This is a genomic window from Streptomyces sp. CA-250714, assembly GCF_050936705.1.
Taxonomy (GTDB): domain Bacteria; phylum Actinomycetota; class Actinomycetes; order Streptomycetales; family Streptomycetaceae; genus Streptomyces.
This window is the reverse complement of record NZ_JBNJMI010000001.1, coordinates 644829-667649: the sequence shown is the minus strand read 5'-3', so window position 1 is coordinate 667649 and position 22821 is coordinate 644829. Positions and strand designations below refer to the sequence as shown.

Annotated in this window: 20 protein-coding genes and 1 pseudogene; 9 read left to right on the top strand and 12 right to left on the bottom strand. The window is 71.4% G+C overall.

Going from position 1 to position 22821, the window contains the following annotated elements:
• Positions 1-126: 126 nt before the first annotated feature.
• The 7 genes from ACQEU8_RS03185 to ACQEU8_RS03155 all read left to right on the top strand — a co-directional run bounded on the left by ACQEU8_RS03185 (position 127) and on the right by ACQEU8_RS03155 (position 8924).
• Positions 127-1191: an ABC transporter substrate-binding protein gene (locus ACQEU8_RS03185; protein WP_433096548.1), complete on the top strand. Its 1065-nt coding sequence runs from the start codon at positions 127-129 to the stop codon at positions 1189-1191.
• An 11-nt stretch (positions 1192-1202) separates the two neighbouring features.
• Positions 1203-2279 (top strand): FecCD family ABC transporter permease, encoded by a 1077-nt coding sequence (locus ACQEU8_RS03180; protein WP_433096546.1) that lies wholly within the window; start codon positions 1203-1205, stop codon positions 2277-2279.
• Positions 2276-3103, top strand: a complete 828-nt coding sequence (locus tag ACQEU8_RS03175) for an ABC transporter ATP-binding protein (protein WP_433096544.1) — start codon at positions 2276-2278, stop codon at positions 3101-3103. Before ACQEU8_RS03180 ends, ACQEU8_RS03175 begins: the two co-directional genes overlap by 4 nt.
• A 176-nt stretch (positions 3104-3279) precedes the next feature.
• On the top strand, positions 3280-4698 hold the full coding sequence (locus ACQEU8_RS03170) for an MFS transporter (RefSeq protein WP_433096542.1): 1419 nt from the start codon (positions 3280-3282) through the stop codon (positions 4696-4698).
• Positions 4699-4712: 14 nt separating this feature from the next.
• Positions 4713-6539 (top strand): asparagine synthase (glutamine-hydrolyzing), encoded by a 1827-nt coding sequence (gene asnB, locus ACQEU8_RS03165; RefSeq protein ID WP_433096540.1) that lies wholly within the window; start codon positions 4713-4715, stop codon positions 6537-6539.
• 12 nt (positions 6540-6551) lie between these two features.
• Complete coding sequence (locus ACQEU8_RS03160; RefSeq protein WP_433096538.1) at positions 6552-7796, top strand: cytochrome P450 family protein; 1245 nt, start codon at positions 6552-6554, stop codon at positions 7794-7796.
• Positions 7797-7940: 144 nt separating this feature from the next.
• Positions 7941-8924: an L-tyrosine/L-tryptophan isonitrile synthase family protein gene (locus tag ACQEU8_RS03155; RefSeq protein WP_433096536.1), complete on the top strand. Its 984-nt coding sequence runs from the start codon at positions 7941-7943 to the stop codon at positions 8922-8924.
• Here the strand turns inward: ACQEU8_RS03155 and ACQEU8_RS03150 are convergent.
• The 4 genes and pseudogenes from ACQEU8_RS03150 to ACQEU8_RS03135 all read right to left on the bottom strand — a co-directional run bounded on the left by ACQEU8_RS03150 (position 8893) and on the right by ACQEU8_RS03135 (position 10831).
• On the bottom strand, positions 8893-9219 hold the full coding sequence (locus ACQEU8_RS03150; RefSeq protein ID WP_433096534.1) for a DUF1048 domain-containing protein: 327 nt from the start codon (positions 9217-9219) through the stop codon (positions 8893-8895). The genes ACQEU8_RS03155 and ACQEU8_RS03150 overlap by 32 nt on opposite strands.
• Position 9220: 1 nt before the next feature.
• On the bottom strand, positions 9221-9577 hold the full coding sequence (locus ACQEU8_RS03145) for a DUF1048 domain-containing protein (protein WP_433096532.1): 357 nt from the start codon (positions 9575-9577) through the stop codon (positions 9221-9223).
• Positions 9574-9705, bottom strand: a pseudogene (locus ACQEU8_RS03140) (PadR family transcriptional regulator); the annotation flags it as partial. The pseudogene ACQEU8_RS03140 and the gene ACQEU8_RS03145, both read right to left, overlap by 4 nt.
• A gap of 160 nt (positions 9706-9865) precedes the next feature.
• Positions 9866-10831 (bottom strand): LysR family transcriptional regulator, encoded by a 966-nt coding sequence (locus tag ACQEU8_RS03135; protein WP_433096530.1) that lies wholly within the window; start codon positions 10829-10831, stop codon positions 9866-9868.
• 101 nt (positions 10832-10932) lie between these two features.
• Between ACQEU8_RS03135 and ACQEU8_RS03130 the strand changes: the two genes are divergently transcribed.
• Both ACQEU8_RS03130 and ACQEU8_RS03125 read left to right on the top strand, forming a co-directional pair.
• Positions 10933-12186: a M6 family metalloprotease domain-containing protein gene (locus ACQEU8_RS03130; RefSeq protein ID WP_433096528.1), complete on the top strand. Its 1254-nt coding sequence runs from the start codon at positions 10933-10935 to the stop codon at positions 12184-12186.
• Positions 12187-12450: 264 nt separating this feature from the next.
• Positions 12451-13716, top strand: a complete 1266-nt coding sequence (locus ACQEU8_RS03125; protein WP_433096526.1) for an alpha/beta fold hydrolase — start codon at positions 12451-12453, stop codon at positions 13714-13716.
• 23 nt (positions 13717-13739) lie between these two features.
• On the opposite strand, the gene ACQEU8_RS03120 is transcribed toward ACQEU8_RS03125, so the two are convergent.
• The 8 genes from ACQEU8_RS03120 to ACQEU8_RS03085 form a co-directional block, all read right to left on the bottom strand.
• Positions 13740-15176, bottom strand: a complete 1437-nt coding sequence (locus tag ACQEU8_RS03120; protein ID WP_433096524.1) for an aldehyde dehydrogenase (NADP(+)) — start codon at positions 15174-15176, stop codon at positions 13740-13742.
• Positions 15177-15444: 268 nt separating this feature from the next.
• A complete protein-coding gene (locus ACQEU8_RS03115) occupies positions 15445-16809 on the bottom strand; it encodes an amino acid permease (protein ID WP_433096522.1) in 1365 nt (454 codons plus the stop codon).
• Between the two features lie 302 nt (positions 16810-17111).
• Entirely contained in the window at positions 17112-18113 is a 1002-nt protein-coding gene (locus ACQEU8_RS03110; RefSeq protein WP_433096520.1) for a proline racemase family protein, read from the bottom strand.
• Positions 18113-19045 carry a dihydrodipicolinate synthase family protein gene (locus tag ACQEU8_RS03105; RefSeq protein WP_433096518.1) on the bottom strand — a complete coding sequence of 311 codons (933 nt, stop codon included), beginning with the start codon at positions 19043-19045 and terminating at the stop codon, positions 18113-18115. Before ACQEU8_RS03105 ends, ACQEU8_RS03110 begins: the two co-directional genes overlap by 1 nt.
• Positions 19042-20544 (bottom strand): FAD-dependent oxidoreductase, encoded by a 1503-nt coding sequence (locus ACQEU8_RS03100; protein ID WP_433096516.1) that lies wholly within the window; start codon positions 20542-20544, stop codon positions 19042-19044. Before ACQEU8_RS03100 ends, ACQEU8_RS03105 begins: the two co-directional genes overlap by 4 nt.
• Complete coding sequence (locus ACQEU8_RS03095) at positions 20541-21011, bottom strand: (2Fe-2S)-binding protein (RefSeq protein WP_433096514.1); 471 nt, start codon at positions 21009-21011, stop codon at positions 20541-20543. The genes ACQEU8_RS03100 and ACQEU8_RS03095 overlap by 4 nt, the downstream gene beginning before the upstream one ends.
• A complete protein-coding gene (locus ACQEU8_RS03090) occupies positions 21008-22207 on the bottom strand; it encodes an NAD(P)/FAD-dependent oxidoreductase (protein WP_433096512.1) in 1200 nt (399 codons plus the stop codon). The genes ACQEU8_RS03095 and ACQEU8_RS03090 overlap by 4 nt, the downstream gene beginning before the upstream one ends.
• Positions 22208-22265: 58 nt before the next feature.
• Positions 22266-22523: a helix-turn-helix domain-containing protein gene (locus ACQEU8_RS03085; protein ID WP_433102109.1), complete on the bottom strand. Its 258-nt coding sequence runs from the start codon at positions 22521-22523 to the stop codon at positions 22266-22268.
• Between the last annotated feature and the right edge of the window lie 298 nt (positions 22524-22821).

The following is a 22821-nucleotide window of genomic DNA, read 5'->3' as shown; positions in this document are numbered from 1 at the left end:
CTGCCGGGAACGGTTATCCGGAGCCGTCGCCGCCAACTCGACGGGAACTCAATCGCGGTTCGTCCCGACTTCTGGACCGGGTGACGGAGGTTCGCCCGTGTACCGAGTGGGACCTGGAGACTTTCGATGCGTTCTCGTGTGTGGGGCGGTACGGCGGCTGTCGTACTCGGCGGTCTGCTGGCGGCGGGCTGCGGCGGTGGGGGAAACGGCGCGGCTGACGAGAGTGCCGGCAGGGCCGTCTCCGGGGACCATCCGGTGTCCGTCACCGACTGCATGGGCGCCAAGACCACCTTCTCCGCCGCCCCCGAGAAGATCGTCACCAGCAACGCCTCCAGTCTGGAGTTGCTGCTCCGGCTCGGCGCAGGCGACCAGGTGATCGGTACCGGCTTCCCGCCCGGCAAGGGCACGCTGCCCGGCGCGCTGGACACCGAGGCGCAGAAGGTGAAGGTGCTCAGCAAGAGCGTGATCCCGAAGGAGAAGCTCCTCGGTTCCGGTGCCGACCTGTACATCGACACCTTCGCCAACATGAAGATGGGCGGCGGGATGGGCGACGCGCCGACCGAAAAGGAGTTCAAGGCGGCCGGGATCAAGCACGTCTATCTGAAGTCCACCGCCTGCGCCGCGCGGAGCAAGTCCCCGATGACCGACTTGTCCGCCGTCGAGGCCGACATCACCTCCCTCGGCCAGGTCACCGGCACAAGTGCCAAGGCCAAGGAGCTCGTCGCCGGTATGAGGGAGAAGACGGACGCCGTCCAGAAGGCGGTCGGCGGCATGGCGAAGAGCGCGCGGCCCACGTACTTCTTCTTCGACTACGACGCCGGCACCAAGCAGCCCACCGTTGTCTGCAATCGCCAGGTCGCCAACGCGGTCATCACCCTGGCCGGCGCCCGCAACGTCTTCGCCGGCTGCGACGGCGACTACAAGCAGGTCGGCTGGGAGGACGTGGCCGCCAAGAATCCGGACTGGATCCAGCTCGGCGTCCGGGACCGGGGCAGCGCGGCGGCGAACAAGAAGGCGTTCGACGAAGCGGAGAAGTGGCTGAGGTCCAACGCGGCCACCAAGGGCCTCACGGCGGTCAAGAAGGGCCGCTTCCTGCGCATCGGCTCCGAGCAGACCACCATCGCCGGGGTCGAGAACGCCGACACGGTCGAGGAGATCGCCAAGAAGCTCCACCCGGACAAGGTTGGCTGACCATGGCCTCCATGCTGTCCGTGTCCGGCCGCAAGGCCGCGGACGTGAGCCGGGACGACGCGCGCAGCGTGCCCGCCGGGCCGCTGGCGGTGGTCCTCGGTGTGGCGCTTCTCGCCGCGCTGACGGCGGCGGTGGCCTGGGGCTCGACCTCCATCCCGCCCGGCGAGGTGTGGGGCGTGGTATGGCGGCGGCTGTCCGGCGAGGCACCCCGGCCGGGCACCAACGACCTGATCGTCTGGCAACTCCGGCTTCCGCGCGCTCTGTTGGCGGCGCTCGTCGGTGCCGGGCTCGGTCTCGTCGGAACGGCCGTGCAGGCCCTGGTGCGCAACCCGCTGGCCGACCCGTATCTGCTGGGCATCTCCAACGGTGCCTCGCTGGGCGCGGTCGCCGCGATCGTGCTCGGCCTCGGGGCCGGCGGTGCCCTGGGGCTCGGGCTGTCGGGCGCGGCCTTCGCCGGAGCGCTGGCCACCTTCGCGCTGGTGTGGGCCGTCGCCCGGCGCGGCGGAGGATTCGCACCGCTGCGGCTGGTGCTGGCCGGGGTGGCGATCGGGCAGTTCCTGTCCGGCTTCACCAGCTACCTCGTCCTCCAGGCCGGGGACGAGCAGCAGACACACAGCGTGCTGTTCTGGCTCATGGGCAGCCTCAGCGGCGCGAACTGGGAACTGCTCGCCCTGCCCGCCATCGCCGTACCGGCCGGGTGGCTGTGCCTCCAGGCGCGCGCCCGGGGCCTCAACGCCTTGCTGCTGGGCGACGAGACCGCGGCCGGGCTAGGCATCGATGTCACCCGGCTGCGCCGCGAACTGTTCACGCTGACCAGCGTGCTGACCGGCGTACTGGTCGCCGTGTCCGGCGCGATCGCCTTCGTCGCGCTGATGGTGCCGCACGTGTGCCGCCTGGTCGTCGGCGGTGACCACCGCCGTCTGCTGCCCCTGTCCGCACTGTTCGGGGCGCTGCTGCTGCTGGTGGTCGACATCCTCTGCCGTACGGCGATGGACACGCAGGAGCTGCCGGTCGGCGTGGTCACCTCGCTCATCGGGGCTCCGGCCCTGCTGTATCTGCTGGACCGGCGGCTGGGGAGCGGCAGTTGAGGATCGACATCGAAGACCTGTACGTCGCCTACGCCGGCCGTACGGTCGTGGCGGGCGCCCGACTGATCGCGGCCGAGGGCGAGATCACCGGGCTGGTGGGGCCGAACGGCAGCGGCAAGTCGACGCTGCTGCGCACGGTCTACCGGCACCTGAAACCCACCTCCGGGCGTGTGTTGCTCGCCGGTACCGACCTCCGGGAGATGACCCCGGTGCAGTCGGCCCGGCATGTGGCCGCGCTGCCGCAGGAGCGGGGCAGCGACTTCGAGCTGACCGTGCGCGAGGTCGTCGCCATGGGCCGCACCCCGTACAAGCGGGCCTTCGCCGGGGAGGACGCCACCGACCGGGACATCGTCGCCCGTGCCCTGGTCGACGTCGGCATGGACGGCCACGCCGGGCGCAGATTCACGGCCCTGTCCGGCGGCGAACGCCAACGCGTCCTGCTGGCACGGGCATTCGCGCAGCACCCGGATGTCCTGGTGCTGGACGAACCGACCAACCACCTCGACGTCCGCCACCAGGTCGAACTGCTCGCCCTGCTGCGCGCTCAGCGCCGTACGACCCTGGTGTCGCTGCACGACCTCAACGCCGCCGCCTCGGTCTGCGACCGGCTGCACGTGCTGCACGCCGGGGCCGTGGTGGCCTCCGGGCCGCCTCGCGAAGTGCTCAGCCCGGCCTTGATGGCCCAGGTGTTCGGCGTACGGGCAGCTGTGATCGACCACCCCCTCACCGGGGATCCGCTGATCGCCTTCGACCACCAGGCGCCCGCCGACGCGGAGCCGGCCAAGGCGGTGGAGATGCACACTGACGTGCACAGCGGCGTGTGAACGCCCTATCGGGCCGGCTGCCGACACGTCGCCGTGGACAGCGCGTGCCACGGCGTCGCAGACACTGACCGTGGCCCCGGGCAGTTGCCGAGGGCCGGGAACTGACCCAGGTTTCCGCCCGACTTGTGGGACGAGGCTGCTGTCCGGCAGCCGACCCCGCGACGGTGAGGTGCAGGGTGAGACACCACGGTTCCGGTTCGGAACAGCCGGGCCACAGATCCGTCGGCTCCCGTGGCGAGGACCGCTGGCTGCTGGTGGCCGTGGCGGGCGTGCTGGCGTTCGTGGCGATGCTCGACATGAACATCGTCAATGTAGCCCTGGCGGACATCGCCAATGGTCTGCAGGTCTCCGACGCGACCGCCCAGTGGGCGGTGCTGGGGTACCAACTACCGGTGGTGGCACTGCTGTTGCCCGTCGGCCGGTGGCTGGACGGGGCAGGGCTGCGCTCGGCCGTGCTGTCCGCGACCGTCGGCTTCGGCCTGTGCAGCGCCCTGGCCGCCGCCGCGCCCTGGGCGGCCTGGCTGATCACCGCTCGCCTCGCGCAGGGCGCGTTCGGCGCGGTGCTGTTCGTGCTGATGCCGGTGCTCGCGATCCGCTCCGTGGGGCCGGAGGCGCGCGGGCGGGCGATGAGCGTGCCCGCGACCCTGGGGCCGCTGGGCGCGGTGACCGGACCCGCCGTGGGCGGACTGCTGCTGGACCAACTGGGTTGGCGCTGGGTCTTCCTCGTCAAGATCCCGTTCTGCGTACTCGTCCTGATCGTCGCCTGGAAGGCGATGCCACGCGACGCCAGGCTGCGGTTGCCCGACCGCCGCTCGGTAGCCGACGCACTGCTGGTGGCCACCGGGATCGCGGTCTTGCTGCTGGCGTTGACGGCGGCGCCGAACGGTCTGTCATGGCTGGCGCTCGCGGTCGTCGCCGTACCGCCGCTGTGGTGGTGGCTGCGCGGTCCCGGCGGCCGTCCGGTGACCGGCGTACTCCGGACGGCGGGGCTGTTCCGGGCGCACGGGTCGGTGCTGGCCCTCGCCACCGGATTCGCCGCCATGCACTACGTCGTCGCCCTGCACCTCCAGCGTGACGACGGCTTCAGCGCCACCACCACCGGCCTGACCGTCCTCGCCTTTCCGCTCGGCATGGGGCTGGCAGGACCGCTGGGCGGACGCCTCGCGGACTGGGTAGGCGCCCGGCCGGTCGCCGTCGCCGGGGCCGCGCTGACCGCGGTCGGCCTGCTCCTGCTCATCCCGCTCGGCGACGGCTGGTCCCCGGCGGACGTGGCCTGGCGGCTGGCACTGGCCGGCCTCGGCATGGGGCTGAACGGCGGCCCCACCCAGGCCCTGGTGATGAGTACCGCCCCACCGGCCCGGGTCGCGACCGTCGGCTCGACGGTGCAACTCGCCCGCAGCCTCGGCTTCACCCTCGGCCCTGCCCTGGCCACCGCCGCCTGGGGACTGACCGGACCCGAAGAAGGCGCACGGGCCGGGCTCGCCCTGGCCGCCACCGCCGCCTGGCTCGCCGTACCCCTGATCGCACTGTCCGGCACAAGGCCCGCACCGGTGCCCGAGAAGACCACCGACGAGGCGTCCGTCGCCCACCACTGACCCAGGAGGCACGTATGTGCGGAATCACCGGCTGGGCGTCCTTTCACCACGACGCCCGTCCTCAGGCCCCGGTCATCGAGGCCATGACCGCCACCCTCACACCCCGCGGCCCCGACGCGGGCGACGTCTGGCTCGGCGAGCACGCCGCGCTGGGCCACCGCCGGCTGGCCGTCATCGACCTGGCCGGCGGCACCCAGCCGATGGCCGACCGGCCCGACGAACCGGCCATCGTGCTCAGCTACAGCGGCGAGGTCTACAACCACCACGCGCTGCGGGCCGAACTCCGCGGCCGGGGCCACGTCTTCCGCACGCGCAGCGACACCGAGGTGGTGCTGCGCGCCTACGCCGAGTGGGGCGAGCACATCGCCGACCACCTGGAGGGCATGTTCGCCTTCGCGGTCTGGGACGAACGTGCCCAGCGGCTGCTCCTCGTCCGCGACCGGCTCGGTGTCAAACCGCTGTTCTGGGCGGCCGTCGACGGGGGCGTGGCCTTCGCCTCCGAGCCCAAGGCACTGTTCGCCCACCCGGAGATACGGCCCCGCGTCGACGCCGACGGGCTGCGGGAGGCGTACAGCCTGCTGTTCAACACCGGGCCGACGGTGTGGTCCGGCGTCCGGGAGGTCGAACCCGGCGGCCTGCTCGTCCTGGACCGCGACGGTATCCGCGAACGCCGCTACTGGCAGTTGGAGATCGGCGTCCACGACGACGACCAGGACGCGACCGTCGAGCGGATCAGTGACCTGGTCGGCGCGGCCGCACGCAGCCAGCTGGAAGCCGACGTCCCGCTGTGCAGCCTGCTGTCCGGCGGCATCGACTCCACCGTACTGACCGCCCTGCTCGCCGACGAACTGCGGCTGCGCGAGGGCCCGGACGCCCGGCTCCGCTCGTACGCCGTCGACTACAGCGACCAGGCGTCGCGCTTCACCGGAGATGTGCTGCGCACCGGTCACGACACCCCGTACGCGATCGAGGCCGGCGCCTTCATCGGCACCGACCACAGCACCGTCGTACTCGACCCGCGCGCCCTGCTCGCCCCCGAGCACCGCAAGGCCGTCGTGGTGGCGCGGGACTCGCCGATCGGCGTCGGCGACATGGACACCTCGCTGTATCTGCTGTTCGGCGAGATACGACAGCACTCGACCGTCGCTCTGTCCGGGGAGGCGGCGGACGAGGTGTTCGGCGGCTACCCGTGGTTCCACAACCCGAAGGCGCTGGCCGCGACCACCTTCCCCTGGCTGCTGGTGACGGGCGACGAGGCGGCCATGCCGCTCAACCCCGAACTCGACCTGCGCATCGCCGAGTTCCGCGACGACACCTACCGCACCGCCCTGGCCGCCGTACCCCATCTGGACGGCGAGACCCCGGCCGAACACCGGCAGCGCGAGATGCAGCACCTGTCCCTGACCCGCTGGCTGCGCCAACTCCTGCACCGCAAGGACCGGCTGAGCATGGCGCAGGGCCTGGAGGTCCGCGTCCCGTACTGCGACCACCGGCTCGTCGAGTACGCGTTCTCCACGCCCTGGCAGCTGAAGAGCTTCGACGGGCGCGAGAAGAGCCTGCTGCGGGCAGCGGGCTCGGGCCTCGCGCCCGACTCGGTGCTGCACCGGCCCAAGAACCACTACCCGGCCACCCACCACCCCGACTACAACCGCGGCCTCCAGGATCTGGCCCGTGAGGCCCTGGCCACCGACCAGGTCCGCGCCCTGGCCGACGAGACCCGCATCAAGCCCTGCCTGGACACCCCGCCCGGCCAACTGGAGTGGGGCCACCGGCTGCGGCTGGAACGCGTCGTCGACCTCGCCCTGTGGCTGGACCACCACCAGCCCGAACTCGCCCTCTGAGGAGCCCCGTTCATGACCATCCAGCAACTCGGGACGACCACGGACCCGGTCCCTCTCATGGGCTGCCCCTACAAGGCCGACCCCTACCCCCTGTACGAGGAGCTGCGCGAGGCCGGCCCCGTCCATCGCGTGCTCTTCCCCAGCGGCGTGCGGGCATGGCTCGTCACCGGTTACGACGCCGCCCACGCCGCCCTGAACGACGATCGCCTCGGCAAGAACCACGACCGCGGCAACGACCGCTGGCGGGCCCGCGCCTCGATCATGCCGGAGCCCCAGCACTCCCAGCTCCAGGTGCACCTCCTGCACCAGGACCCGCCCAAGCACACCCGCATGCGGCGCTTCGTCACGGACGCCTTCACACCGCGCCGTATCGAGAGTCTGCGCCCCCGTTTCCAGGAACTGGCGGACACCTTGACAGACGCCCTGCCGGAGAGCGGTCCTGCCGACCTCGTCACCGGCTTCGCCGCCCACTTCTCCTTCCAGGTCCTCGCCGAAGTCATCGGCCTCCCACCGGAGCCGGCCGCCCGCTTCGACCGCGACTGGGGCAAGGTCGTCCAGCCGGTCGGCCCCACTGATCCCGGACGGCCGCTGTACGAGGCCCGCCTGCACGGCCTCCAGAGCTACATAGCCGAAGTCGTCGCCCACAAGCGCGACCACGGGGAGGACGATCTGCTCAGCCACCTCGTCGTGGCCCGCGACCGGGGCGAGCTGTCGCAGGAGGAGCTGGACTCCATGATCTTCCAGCTTCTGGTCGCGGGCCAGGAACCGGTCACCAACCAGATCACCACGGCCCTGATCGCCCTGTTCCGCAACCCTGAGCAGCTCGCCCGCCTCCGCGAGGCCCCTGCCCTGCTGCCGCGCGCGGTCGAGGAACTCCTCCGCTACGACAGCGCCTTCGAGCTGACCACCTGGCGTTTCTTCGACAAGGACAGCGACCTGCACGGCACCGAGGTACCGGCCGGCGACTCCGTGATCGTCTCCCTGTGCGCGGCCAACCGCGACCCGCGCCGCTTCCCCGACCCGGGCACCCTGGACTTCGACCGCTCGCCCAATCCCCACCTGGCCTTCGGCCACGGCATCCACTTCTGCCCCGGCGCAGCCCTCGCTCGCGCCGAACTCCAGATCGCCCTGGGCACCCTCCTCGCCCGGCTGCCCGGCCTCCACCTGGCGATCAGGGACGAGGACCTCGAGTGGATCCCGGCCGTCCTCGGCCGCGGCACCAACCACCTGCCCGTCGGCTACGACCGACGCCTCTGAACGCGACTTCCGGTTGACCGGGTCGGGCAGTAGCACCGCCCGACGACCCGTAGCCGGCTGAACGACCCGCTCGGCAGACGGCGCCTGGCCGCAATCGGCCACGGCGCCATGCCGCCATGCCCACACACCTCACGGAGGAACGACATGCCACTGACGACCGCGCCCGACACCCTCCCCACGAGCACCAGCGCCGCGATCCTGAACCTGCTCCTGCCGCACCACCGCACCACCGACCAGGCCCCCGCCTCCGCTGAGGCGTTCCCACATCAACTGCGCCAGATCGGCGACTTCGTGCGCGCGGGCGACCCCCTCACCTTCACCCTCCCCGGCTTCCCCTGCAAGTCCCCGAACCCCGCCAAGGTCCTCGGCCGCCTGCCCGACATGGGAGAACGCCTCTCGCTCACCTTCCTCCATACCTTGTGCAGGGAGATCGAACGCGTCTACCCGCCCGGCGCCCATCTGGTCGTCTGCTCCGACGGCCACGTCTTCGGCGATCTCATCGGCGTCCCCGACGAACACATCGACGCCTACGCCGACGAACTCCGCGCGCTCATACGCGACATGGGCTTGGACCGACTGTCCGTCTTCGACCTGCGCGACGTACTCGGCGACCTCCCGCACGACACCAAACGCACCCACATCAACGACCGCTACGCTCCCACCACGGACGCCCTGCGAGCAGAGATCCGCACCGACGACCACGCCCTCGCTCTCTACCGCGGCATCACACGCTTCCTCGTCGAGGACACCGCCGACTACCCCGGCACCCGATCCGCCCTCCAACGCGAATGCCGACGGCGCGCCTACGGCGTCATCCAGCGCAGCCGCGCCTGGGGCGACCTCATCGCCGACCACCACCCCCGCTCCGTACGCCTCTCCATCCACCCCCAGCCGATCGGAGCCCCCAAGTTCGGCATCCGCCTCCTCGACGCCCCCGACGCCTGGACCACTCCCTGGCACTCGGCGGCCCTGCACCGCACGGATGGCACCTGGACCCTCATGCCCCGAACCAAAGCCGCCCAGCTGGGCCGCCTGATCCACCGCAACGGCAGACCCAGCCACTTCAGCTCAGGACACACTGGCATGAGCGCGGGTGTTACTTCTCGGCCGTACCGCTCTGCCTGCTGATGGACTCCTGATAAACGTCCGCATAGGTGCGTGAGTCCTTGACCAGGTCGTCGCAGAACGCGGCGACGTCATTGCCGATGAGTTCCAAGACCCCCTTGCCCGCGGCGGCACCTTCCTCGAAGAAATCAACGATCCCGGGAAGCAGAGGCCCGTCAGGCAGGTCGATCGGCCCGACCTTGAACAGGTACTTCTGCATCTCCTTGTAGACGATCTGGTAGTCCTGCGGGAGCGCCTTGACCCGAGCCATGTGCGCACGCCACTGCTTCTTGCCCTCGATGATGTCCTGGATGCCCACGTCAGCCTCCCAGCCGGCTCAATTTCCTTGCGACATTCCTGTTCAACTGCTCGCGCCACCGGTCGCGATAGGTTCGGGCCCCTTCTCCACCGGCCAGCGCCGCGCAAAAGCCTCGGATGTCGTCACCGAGGACCTCGTGGACGCTCTGCCCGTCCGCCGCTGTTTCTTCGAGCAGCCCCAGGGCGGCATCGAGGATCGGCGTCAGGTTGCGGCCGGTGAAGTCCCCATGGGGAAAGAGGTGACCCTTGATCTGTCCCCACGCCGCCCGGTAGTCGTCCGGCAGGGCCTCGGCCCGGGCTTCGAACGCCTTCCAACCCCTGGTGAGATCGCTGCCTGTGATGGTCTCCCAGAAGTTCATCTCCCGCCCTCCTTGAGCTTGTCGATGCGTGATGAGACGTACTGCCATTTCGTCCAGAACTTCGTGAGTTCCTCGCGTCCGGCGTCGTTGAGTGCGTAGAACTTGCGCGGCGGACCGACCCCGGATGGTCCCAGACGATGACCAACTGGCCGACCGGCCCAATGCGACCCTGGGCTGCGCCTCGTTCGTGGGCATCCTAGGCTGCGCCTCGTTCGTGGGTCGGTGATCGCGCACGTCATCCGGGGTGCCCACGGCCCATGGACGAGTCCGGGGCACCCAGCCACCGGTTCAGACCATCAGCCGTGCCGCCTTTGGAAACCGCTGCTGCCAGCGGGCGTACGTGGGGCTGTTGGAGCAGGCGTTCAGGTAGCCGTCGCGGACGTGGCGCAGGATGGCCTCGCCGTGTGGGGTGAGGGGGCCGTCGTGGTGCCAGGCGAGCACATGGCGGTACCAGAGGGGGTTGCCGGCCAAGGGGCGTACGGCGACGCCGGGGACTTCGATGAAGGTGGCCTGGCACAGGCTCACGGCCAGGCCAGCGCGGACGATCTCGACCAGCTGCCGTCCCTCGGCCTCGTACGGGATATGGGGATGGTGGTCCGTACGGGAGAAGACCGACGACCAGTACTCGCGGGTGCGATCGCTGTCCGGGCGGGGCGCGGCCCAGTCCTCCCCGGCGAGCCGGGCGAGGTTCACCTCCTCGTGGGCGGCCAAGGGGTGGTCTGCGGGCAGCAGCGCGAAGACGGGCTCGGTGACGAGCGGGTGCAGGAGGACGCCGTCGTGCGCCGTCAGCTCCTGGCCGGGATGGTCGCCGAGGATGGCCGCTTCCAGCCGGCCGGCGCATACGTCGTCCAGGAGCGGGGCGGGGGCGTACTGGCAGCGGGACGTCAGCTGTGCTCCGGGCAGCAACTCCCGTAGCGCGGTGAGGAGATGGCCCAGGAGGGGCGCCCCCACCGAGCCGACGCGCAGGAGGGCGGGCGCTGCGGCGCGGCGGGTGGCCCGGGCGGTGTCGGCGAGGAGTTGGTCGATGCCCGGCAGGATGCTGCGGGCGCGGGCCAGCACCAGCTCGCCCAGCGGGGTGGGCGTGGCCCCGGCCCGCCTGCGGTCGAACAGCGCACCGCCCAGCAGGTTCTCGATGCGCCGCAGTTGGGCGCTCAGGCCGGGCTGCGTCATGCGCAGCCCTGCGGCGGCCCGGGTGAGGCTGCCGGCGTCGGCGATGGCGCACACCACACGCAGGTGCCGTATCTCCAGATCCATGGCGCGGATGTTATGGACCGGCGGGAGGTTCCCGACAGGGTGCGTCACCCCTCAGTCTCATATGAAATGTCACACGCCACTTGCCGGGAGGCATCGAACCCATGAGGACGTTCCGTGCTACTCGCTGGGGACGGGTATCGCTCCTGTCCGCAGCGCTCGCGTTGCTGCTCCTCCTCTTCGCCGGGACCGCCGGGACCCCGCACGCCGAGGCATCCCTCGGGACCGCCAAGCCATCCCTCAAGACCAAGCCGTCCCGCAGCGCCGCCGACTGCGCCCTGCCCGCCGCCACCGCGGGCGACCAGGCCGACGAGGGGAACGAGGGCCATGACACCGACTACTCCGTCTTCCAGCGCCCAGCCGGAAACCTCAAGGTCGGCATGGTGTTCGTGGACTTCGCCGACGCCCCGGCCACCGAGTCCCCGACCGAGGACGCGGCCCAGCTCACGCCCGGCGCCGACTGGCTGCGGAAGGCGTCGTACGGGAAGGTGCGGCTCGACATCACTCAGCACCGGCGCTGGGTGCGGATGCCCCGCAAGTCGACGGACTACGGTTTCGAACGCGGCCTGAGCCACGAGACGCACGAGGCATACATCAAGGACGCCGTCACCGCCGCCGACCCGGACGTGGACTTCTCCGCGTACGACACGCTGTACGTCGTGCCGACGGAGAACGCCAAGGCCATCTCCTTCTCGCCCGCCTACATTTACGCGCCGGGCACGGACGGCGTCGTTGCTGACGGCAACCGCATCGAGTGGAGCGTCACCTTCGGCCAGGACATGTGGCGCTGGGGGCCCAAGGTGGTCGCTCACGAGACCGCGCACACGTTCGGGCTGCCGGACCTGTACGCCTTCGAAGCGGGTGACGACGGCCACCGCTTCGTGGGCGGGTGGGACGTGATGGGGCTGATCAGTGGGGCCGGACCGCAGTACACCGCCTGGCACTCGTGGAAGCTCGGCTGGACCGGCGACGGTCAGGTGGGCTGCCGGACCTCGGCGGGCAGCGACACCGTACGGCTCACCGCCGTCGAGCAGCCCGGCGGCACCAAGATGGCCGTGGTCCGCACCGGGCCGACGACGGCATATGTGGTCGAGTCGCGCCGTGCGGTCCGCGCGGATGAAGGGCTGTGCGCGACCGGTGCGCTCGTCTACAAGGTCGACTCGTCCGTCTCGACCGGCAAGGGCCCGATCCGGGTCATGGATGCCGAGCCCGACGCCACCCCGGAGGATGGGTGCCGTCCCTTGGACGACGCGCCATACAAGGTGGGTGAGTCGTTCACCGACGCGGACGCGGGGGTGCGTATCGACGTACTGAGCGCGCGCGACAACGGGGACACCGTGCGGGTGACGAAGTCGTAGCCCGCGTGCTGCCGGACTGGTTGCGCCCTGGTTCCGTGGTGCCTCCCACGCAACCAGGGCACAACCGTGCAGGGGGCCGGGATCGCTTGGGCAGAACGCCGCCACGTTCCCCATCTCCCCATAACGCGGCGTTATGGAAAGTCGGGGGTTTCCACTGCCCGCTGCTGACCACAAGACTGATCAGCGTCAGAAAACGCCACCCCTCGCGACGCGTCTGCTCCACCACGGCCGCGGACGCCGCGCGGCCGGTAACGGAAGAACACCATGAACCCCGCGTACGCGACCGTCGATCACCTCTTCACGGTCCCTTTGGACCACTCCGCGCCCGGCGGAGAGACCATAGAAATATGCGCCCGCGAAGTCGCCGACCGCTCCCGCGCCGGCGAAGAGCTGCCGTGGCTGCTGTACCTCCAGGGCGGCCCGGGCGGCAAGTCCCCCCGGCCGTCGGGCGCGGCGCCCGGCTGGCTGGCACACGCGCTGCGAACCCACCGCGTGCTGCTCCTCGACCAGCGGGGCACCGGCCGGTCCACCCCCATGACCGCGCGGGCCGCCGCCCGCTTCCGGCATCCGGCTGAACTGGCAGCCCACCTCGCCCACTTCAGGGCGGATTCAATCGTCGCGGACGCCGAACTGATACGGCACAGGCTGTGCGGCGGGCAACCCTGGGAGACACTCGGCCAGAGCTATGGCGGCTTTGTCACCCTCACCTACCTCTCCCAGGCCCCGCACGCACTCAAGGCGTGCTACGTCGCCGGTGGCCTGCCGGGACTGACCGCCACGGCGGACGATGTGTACGCCCGCACCTCTCCGCGCGTACGCGACCGGGTTCACGCGTTCTACGCCCGCTATCCGGACGATGCCCCGCGGCTGCGTCGTATCGCCGATCTGCTCGCGGCACGGGACGTGCGGCTGCCCGACGGCGATCGACTCACGGTCCGCCGGCTGCGCACCCTCGGTCTCATGCTCGGAAAGGGCGACGGGTTCGAGCGTCTGCACTGGCTGCTCGACGAAGCCCTCGATGCTGACGGCGAGTTGACCGACACCTTCCTGTACCAGGTGATGGACCTGACGGGCTTCATCGACAACCCGCTCTTCGCCGTCCTCCAGGAGACCCTGTACGGACAGGGCGCCGCCCCGACCGACTGGGCGGCCGACCGTGCACTGGCCGCCTTCCCCGAGTTCGCCGAGGACGCCGACCCGTTGCTGCTCACTGGCGAGATGATCTACCGCTGGATGTTCGACGACATCCGCGGCCTGCGCCCCTTCGCAGCCGCCGCGGACCTTCTCGCCCGGCGCACCGACTGGCCGCCGCTGTACGGCCTCGACCGCCTCGCCGCCAATACGGTCCCGCTCGCCGCGGTCGTCTACCACGACGACATGTATGTGGACGCGGGCCTGTCGTTGGACACCGCCCGGGCGGTCGGCTCCACCCGGGTCTGGGTCACCAACGAGTGGGAGCACGACGGGCTCACCGCCTCCGGCGGCGCGGTGCTCGCCCGCCTGATGCACCTCGCCGCCGGCCGTGCCTGAGCTCCGGACCCATCGGACAGGACCTACGGGCGAACGCGCTGGGGTACGCGCCACGGGTTGTCGTCCCGGAGCGGCGGCGGGAGCAGCGGCTCGGGCACCGACTGATAGGACACCGGGCGCAGGAACCGATCGATGGCCGCCGTGCCGATGGAGGTGATCGCGGGTGCGGTCGTGGCGGGGAACGGGCCGCCGTGCTGCATCGCGTGCGTGACCGAGGCACCGGTCGGCCACTCGTTCCACAGCACCCGGCCGCTGCGCTCGGCCAGTGCCGCGGTCAGATCGGCGAGTTCGGCCGCCTCGGCGGGCTCGCCGTGCACCGATGCGGTGAGCTGGCCGGGCAGCGCGGCCATGACGGCGGGAAGGTCCTCCGGCTGCTCGTACGTCACCACCAGGCCGAGCGGGCCGAAGCACTCCTGCGCCGCCGCCTCGATGTCGGTGGCGAACGACGCCAGATCCGTGCACAGCAGCCGCGGTGCCACTGACGCCGCGTCATCCGGCCACACCAGCCGACTCGTCGTGGGGCGGTCGGCGAGTCGGCGTGCGCCCTCGACGTACGCGTCGGAGATCCACGAGCCGAGCATCGGCGCACTCGGCACCTCGCGCAGCAGCCGCACGATCTCGTCCACCAGGCCGCTGCCGGCGGGGACGAACAGCAGTCCGGGCTTGGTGCAGAACTGGCCCGCGCCGAGCGTGAGCGAGCCGACGAAGCCTTGCGCGATCTCCGCGCCTCGGGCGGCGGCCGCGGCCGGGGTTACCACGACGGGGTTGACGCTGCCCAGTTCCCCATAGAACGGGATGGGCTCGGGCCGTTCGGCGGCGATACGGGCCAGGGCCAGGCCGCCGCGCTCGGAGCCGGTGAACGCGGCGGCGCGCAGCGCCGGGTGGCGCAGCGCGTCGATTCCGGCCTGCTGCCCCTCGATCAGCCCGAACACGCCGTCCGGCGCGCCTGCCTCGGCCATCGCCTTCTGGATGATCTCCGCGGTGCGGCGGGACAATTCGGGGTGGCCCGGGTGCGCCTTGACGATCACCGGGCAGCCGGCCGCCCAGGCGGAGACGGTGTCGCTGCCTGCCACACTGAGGGCGAACGGGAAGTTCCCGGCCGCGAACACCAGCACCGGGCCGAGCGCGGTGCGGTAGCGGCGCAGTTCGGGCCGCGGACCGGTGGGCCACTCCGGGTCGGGCCGGTCGATACGGACATCGAGGTACGCGCCCGCACGCACCTCCTCGGCGAAGAGCCGCAACTGGAAGGTGGTGCGGGTCAGTTCGCTGTTGAGGCGGGCCGCACCGAGGTTCGTCTCGGCGCCGGCGAGCGCGACCAGCTCCGCGCGCTCGGCTTCCAGCGCCTCGGCGACGGCTTCCAGTGCGTATGCGCGGTCTGTCGGCGCCGACTCGGCCCAAGCCCGGGCCGCGGCGGCGGCAGCGGCCACCGCCCGGTCGGGTTCACGTGCGACGGTGTTCATGGGGTTTCCTTCTTCTTCCCGTGGAGCGATGTGCTTCATTCCGTGGAGCGATGGGCGTCGGCCGTCACGCGGCGTCGGGGAGCATCGAGCGTCGGCTGGTCTCCGTCATCCGGGCGATGACCAGCAGCGCCGCGACGGAGACGGCGACGACGTACCACGCGGGGGCGATGGTGATGCCGGTCTGCGGTCCGCGGGTCGTGCCCGTCCTCCGTTCCGCCGACGGCGCCCGAGCGGTCGGCGTTGGAGCGGACGGCGGCCGGTTCGGTGGTCATCGGGGGCCTCCATCGCTCTGTGCGGGAAGCTCGTCCTGCGCCGACGCTCGGAGCTTGTTCTCCTCCGAGTGACGGACGCCGAACACGAAGTAGACGATCAGTCCGAGGCCCATCCAGCCGGCGAACCGCACCCAGGTCACCCAGTCCAGATTGGCGATCAGCCAGATGGAGAAGGCCACGCCGATGGCCGGGACCAGCGGCACCAGCGGGGTGCGGAAGGAGCGGGGGAGATCGGGCCGCGTCCTGCGCAGTACCACGACGGCGATGGCGACGACGGTGAAGGCCGCCAGGATGCCGATGTTGGTGAGGTCGGCGGCCTCCCTGATGGGCAGAAAGCCGGCGATGAACGCGGATCCGACGCCCACCGGCCAGATCACCCGGGTCGGCACATGCCGTCTGGGGTGGTTCTTCGCGAAGTAGCGCGGTAGCAGCCCATCGCGGCTCATGGAGTACCAGACCCGGGAGACCGCGAGCATATTGGCGAAGGCCGAGGTGGTGATGCCGATGATGGCGCCGACCGCGACCACGATGCCGAGGCCGCCCAGGCCCACCGCGCCGAGCGCGCTGGAGAACGGGCTGTCCGTGTCGATGTCGCGGTAGTCCTGCATACCGAGCAGCACCACACAGACCAGGAGATAGACAACCGCTGCGATGGCGAGCGAGATCACGATCGCCTTCGGCAGCACCTTCTTCGCCTCGGCACTCTCCTCCGCCGCCGCGCTCATCGCGTCGTAGCCGTAGACGGCGAAGAATGCGGTCGCGGCACCGGTGAACGCGCCACCGATCCCGAAGGGCAGGAACGGCGAGTAGTTGCCCGAGGAGATGTGAAAGGCGCCGGCGACGACCACCAGGGCGACGATGCCGAGCTTGACGACCACCAGGACGGTCTCGAAGCGGGCCGACTCCTTGGTGCCGCGGGAAAGCACGAAGGCCAGCAGCAGGCACAGCAGCGCGGCGAACAGATCGACCTTGTGGCCCGATCCGGTGCCCGGCGCGCCGAGCATCCAGGATGGCAGGTCGAGGCCGATTCGCTCCAGGATGTACGAGAAATAGCCGGACACGGCGATGGCCACCACCGCGACGATGGCGGTGTACTCGAGCAGCAGGTCCCAGCCGATCAACCAGCCGACGACCTCGCCGAGCGCGGCATAGGAGTACGTATAGGCGGAGCCGGCCTTGGGGATGGTGCCGGCGAACTCGGCGTAACACAGCGCTGCCGCGGTGCTGGCGATGATGGCGACGAGGAACGAGATCATCACCCCGGGCCCGGCGTCCTCGTGTGCCACGACACCGGCGAGCGAGAAGACTCCCGCGCCGACCAGACCGCCGAGACTGAGCGCGACGAGCTGCCACAGACCCATGGTCCGGCGGAGCCCGCCAGCGCTCTCCTCCTCGGAGGAGTCGACGGGCTTCAGACGAAAAATGCCCTGTCGGGAGAACAGCCCCCCGACGGGGCCCGTTCTTTCCCGGGGTATGACTGGAGCTGAACGGGACATGGCGGTCCCTCCGATGGTCGTACGAAGTGAAGGGGGAGTGCGGGGCGGGGGGGTGCGCCCCGAAGGGGCGCGGGACCGAGACATAGGCGGCTCCGCCGCGTGGGCGCGACCAGCCACGACGAACCCGCGGCCGAAAGCGCACCGACGGCGGCACCGCCGGCGCAGCGCTAGAGCACGAACCCGTGCGGAAACGGATCCCTCGGGTCGAGCAAATAATTCGCCGTGGCAGTGATCCACGCCCGGCCGGAGAACTCGGGGACGACGGCCGGCAGCCCGCCGGCCTCGGTGGTCTCCAGCAGCCGACCGGTGAAGCGGGTCCCGATGAACGACTCGTTGACGAACTCGGTATCCAGCGGCAGTTCACCACGCGCGTGCAACTGCGCCATCCGAGCAGAGGTGCCGGTGCCGCAGGGGGAGCGGTCGAACCAGCCGGGGTGGATGGCCATGGCGTTGCGCGAGTGCCGGGCCGTGGAGTCGGGGGACAGGAACTGCACATGTTTGCAGCCGCCGATGAGCGGGTCGGCCGGGTGCACCGGCCGGTTCTGCTCGTTGACCGCGTCCATGATCGACAGCCCGGCGGCGAGGATCTCGTCCTTGCGCGCGCGGTCGAACGGCAGCCCGAGCCGGTCGAGTTCGACGATGGCGTAGAAGTTGCCGCCGTACGCCATGTCGTAGCGGACCTCGCCGAGGCCCGGGACCCGCACCGCCGCGTCGAGTTCGAGCGCGAAGGCGTCCACGTTTCGCAGGGTGACCTTCTCGGCGCGGCCGTCGACGACCGTCACCCGTGCCTCGACCAGCCCGGCGGGGGTGTCGAGACGGACCGTGGTCTCCGGCTCGCTGACCTCGACCATCCCGGTTTCCACGAGGACGGTGGCCACCCCGATGGTGCCGTGGCCGCACATCGGCAGAAAGCCGCTGACCTCGATATAGAGCACGCCCCAGTCGGCGTCCGGGCGGGTGGGCGGCTGCAGGATCGCCCCACTCATCGCGGAGTGCCCGCGCGGCTCGTCGACCAGGAACCGGCGCAGCCCGTCCAGATTCTCCAGCGCATAGCGGCGGCGCTCGGCCATGGTGGCGCCCGGGATGGGGCCCACCCCGCCGGTGACGACGCGGGTGGGCATGCCCTCGGTGTGTGAGTCGACGGCGCTGATCGTACGGGTCGACCGCATCAGACGGACTGCCTCTCGAGTGCGGAGATGGCGCGGGCCATGTCGGCCTTGACCTGCTCGTGCATCTCAGGCGTGAGCGGGCCGCGCGGCGGGCGGCAGGGGCCGCCGAACCGGCCGACTTCCTCCATGCCGAGCTTGATGGCCTGGACGAACTCGGTGCGCGAGTCCCAGCGGAAGGCGGCGACCAGCGGCTCGTACAGCGCGCGGGCCTCCTCCACCTTTCCGGCGACGGCCAGGTCGTACAAGCGTGCCGACTCCGCGGGGAAGACGTTCGGGAAACCGGCGAACCAGCCGGTGGCGCCCATCAGCAGGCTCTCGAGCACGACGTCGTCGGCGCCGCTGATGACCTCCAGCCTGGGGGCCAGCTCCCTGATCTCCAGGACGCGCCGGACGTCGCCGGAGAACTCCTTGACGGCGACGACATTGTCGATCCAGGCGATCTCCGCGATCAGGTCCGGGGTGAGATCGACCTTGGTGTCGATCGGGTTGTTGTAGATCATGACCGGCAGGCCGACGGAGGCCACGGCCTCGAAGTGGGCGAGGACCTCACCTCGGTTGGCGCGGTACATGGTCGGCGGCAGACACAGCAGCCCGTCGGCGCCGTCCTCGGCCGCGACCTCGGCCCAGTGCTTGGCCTGGTGCGAGCCGACGCCGTGCACACCGACGACCACGATGCCCGAGTCGCCGACCGCCTCGATCGCCGTCCGCGCGGTCCTGCGGCGCTCCTCGTCCGTCAGCGAGGAGTACTCGCCCAGCGAGCCGTTCGGGCCGACGCCGTGGCAGCCGTTCTCCACCAGCCAGCGGCAGTGCTCCGCGAATCGGTCGTAGTCCACGGCCAGCCCGGCCGGTGCGGACGCGTCCTCGTAATAGGGAAGCGCTGTGGCCACGACCACGCCGCCGAGGGACAGGGGAGTGTTCCGGGTGTCGCTCATGAACTCGGCTCCTGGAAAGGTGAGTTGGATGGGTGTGCGGAGTCGGGCGGTTCGGGGGAGGCGGCGGCCAGTTCGCCGAGCCGGATCGGCTGGGCGACCGGGCGCCGGTGCGGTACGGGTGCCGGCAGGCCCTCGACCGGCCGGTCGGCGGGCTCACCGGACAGCCGGGCGGTCAACTCGGCGACCGTGGGCCCGCAGATCCGGGCCTGGCACGGGCCCAGGCCGGCCCGGGTCTCCAGTTTGGCGACCCGCGCGGCGGCGCTCGCCTGATCGGCGGCGGCCCGGCACAACGAGGCGTAGTCGGTCTCCTCGCAGCGGCAGACAACGGTCTCGGGACGCAGCCACTGCGGCCAGGCCGCGCCGATCGGATGCGCCCGGGCCAGCCGCTCGGCGAACGCGCGGCCCTGGTTCCGGCTGCGACGCAGATGACGCAGCGCTCTCGCATCCGGGTCGCCGCCCGCGGCGAGCCAGCCGGCGAGCGCGCCCTCGGCCCGTGCGGCCGGGGCGCCCGCGATGCCGGTGATCTCACCGGCCGCGTAGACGCCCGGGCAACTGGTGGCCTGGTCGTCGTCGACGTCCACGAACTCGCCGGCCGGTGTGGGGCGCAGGGCGCACCCGGCGGCCACCGGCAACTCCAGTTGCGGGCTGAAGCCGTGCGTGACACACGCCGCGTCGGCCGCGACCGTACGCTCGCTGCCCGGCACCACCGACCAGTCCGCGCGCAGCCGTGCGGTGACGACCTCCTCCACCCGGCCGTCGCCGCGGACCTCGACTATGGCGCGGCCCGTACGGAGGGGCACCCGGTGGCGGAGCAACAGGGCGGTGTACTCGGCGAGTTCACCAGACTTGCCGGTCTGCGCCGCGAGCTGCCACGGACGCCGCGACCAGCCGCGGGCCACGGTGCCCGGCGTGTTGGCCTCCAGCACCTCCAGTACCCGGGAGCCGGCCTCCAGCAGCGAGGCAGCCACCGGGAGCAGGAACGGACCGGTTCCGGCGACCACGGCCCGGTCACCGACCACGACCCGCTCGCCCTTGGCGAGCGCCTGGGCCGCACCGGCGGTGAACACGCCGGGCAACTCCCAGCCGGGGAACGGCAGGACGCGATCGTGCGCGCCGACGGCGAGCACCAGCGCATCGGGACGGAGCGTGCTGCGGTGCCGCCCGTCACCGTCGGCCGGACCGCGCAGCAGGTGCACGAGCGGTACTCCCGGCTGCTCCGGTTCCGGGCGCTCCAGCGCCCACACCGAGGTCTCGGACCACCAGGCGCACCGCGGGTGGGCGAGCACCCGGCGGCGGCGCCGGTCGAAGGCCCGCCAGCCGTGTTGCAGTGCCTCCGGGCGGGCCGCGTCGTACGCCTCGGGCAGCATCCGGTGGTACTGGCCGCCGGGCTGGTCCGCCGAGTCGATCAGCGTCACCCGGGCACCGGCGCTCAGCGCGGCCTCCGCAGCGGCCAGCCCCGCGGGCCCGGCGCCGACGACCGCGACATGGCGCTCCGTCATCGCTTCTCCGTTCCCGGCTGGTCGGGCGCCCCAGGGGCGGCCCGGCCAGGGTCCTGACCGGGCTCCCCCGAGGAGCGGCCGGACTCCCCCCGGGCAGGCGCGGTGCCCTGGACGGTCTCCGGATCCGGCGACGTGCGCATCTCCGCACCCCGCGACCCGTCCGGCACCGGCTCCCTGGTCTGCGTGGCCACCACGTCGCCGTCCCGGGCCCGGCGGCGGCAGGCACGCACATCACACTCATCGCCCACCGTCACCAGACAGTCGAAGCAGACGCCGATCCCGCAGAACACCCCGCGCGGCGCACCGGAGCGTCCCCGGCGCCAGGCCCGCCGATCGGCGGCGAGCAGGATTCCCGCGATGGTCTGGCCCGCGATCCCGTCGACGGGCTCACCGTCGACCGTGATCCGCAGCGGCCGGTCCTGCCGCCCGACCGCGTCGGACTCGGCGCGGACACGTCTGGGGCTCATGCCGTCTCCTCACTCGCAGGGTGTGCGCTCTCGCCGAGCACGGCAGGACGGTCCACCCGGAACGGGGCGGCGTCCATGTCCGTCGGCTCGCCGAGCATCAGGTTCCGCAGCAGCTGCCCGGTGCCCACCGACAGCCCGATCCCGGCGCCTTCGTGGCCGCTCGCATGCCACAGACCGGCCAGTCGGGGATCCGCGCCGATGACCGGCAGATGGTCGGGGACGTACGGCCGGAAGCCGCCGTACGCACGCATCACCGGCACCCCGGCCAGCGTCGGGAACAGCCGTAGCGCCTTCGCGGCGACGGCCGACAGCACCTCGGGACGCAGCCGGTCATCGAAGCCGACCCGGCGGCGTGAGGAGCCGATGAGCACGCTGCCGCCGTGGGTGGACTCCACGACCGCGGAGGTCTGCAGATCCTCGGCGCTGCTGCCGACGGCGCCCACGTAGTCCGCGTCGTAGACCTTGTGGAAGACGGTGGGCGGCAGGGGAGTGGTGACCAGCACGTCGCCGCGGCGGGGCCGTACGTCCACCGGCGCGCCGAGGCGGGCGGCCAGCTCGCCGGACCAGGGGCCCGCGGCATTGACGAACCAGTCGGCCGCCAGCAGCCCCGACGAGGTGCGGACCCCGGTGATCCGGCCCGCGCGGGTGACGGCGCCGAGCACCTCGCAGCCCGTGCGCAGGGTCGCGCCCGCGGCGAGCGCGTCGCCGAGCAGGGCGGCGGCGGCTCCGGCCGGCTGCACCTGGGCGTCCTCGGGGTAGTGCAGGGCCGCGGTGTGCTCACGGGTGACGTACGGCTCGGCCTCGGCCAGCTCTTCCGCGTCCAGCACCTCGGCGCGCACCCCGGCTGCGCGCTGGTCGGCGGCGAACCGGGACAGCCCTTCGGCGCCGGTGCCGGTTGTCGCCACGACGATGCCGCCCTTCGGGTCCCACTCCACCGCGCGCGCCGCGTGCGGGGAGCGCGCGGCGACGGCGGCGAGCACCTGCGGCCACAGCTCGCGGGAGAGTTGGGCGAGTTCCAGCTCCGGGCCCGGGCCCTTGTCCGAGACGAGCACGTTTCCCTCGCCGTGAGAGGTGGTCGCCGACGCGGGCGCACCGCGGTCGACGACGGTGACCTCAAGTCCGGAAAGCGCCAGCTCGCGAGCGCAGGCGGCGCCGACGATCCCGGCGCCCAGCACCGCCACCCGCGTTCCGTGCATCGAACCTCCTCGTTCGATAAACCAAACGCTGGAAAGCTATGACGCGGCGCTGAGCGTGTCAACGGTCAAGCCGAGTCGACCCGCTGGAGGGGCCGCAGGTCGACGCCCGCACCACTGAGCACCTCGGCCTTCTCGACCCCGCACAACGGTGAGGCCGCCGGCGGTCCGGGTGTCCAGGAGCCGTCTCGATGGTGGGGTTGCCCGCGCCCGACTCCAACTGCGACAGCGTCGCCTTGCCGATCTTCGAGCGCCGGGCCAACTCGGAGATCGACAACCTCCGTTGGGCCCTCGCCCGCCGGAAAATGCCGCCCAGCATGCCCCGTGTCGACCCCTCGGAGACGCCCACGTTCTCCCCCTTCTCGCTGGTCGTCGTTCGGTATAGCGTACGGCCTGAGGGGGGCCCGTTCACTAACCCGATCAGGATCGGGTCACGCCTGCGGTATGGCAAGCAGCCGAGAGGAGCTGGGGTACGCAGCGACCCGACTCCTGGTCGCCGCCAGACGCAGGCACGAATGGTCGCCGCCAGACATCGGCACGAAGTCCTGGAGTGCGCCGGGCGATGACCAGGTCCTCTTGATGCAGGCGCTCGCAAGCGGCGAACAGGTGGCGGGACA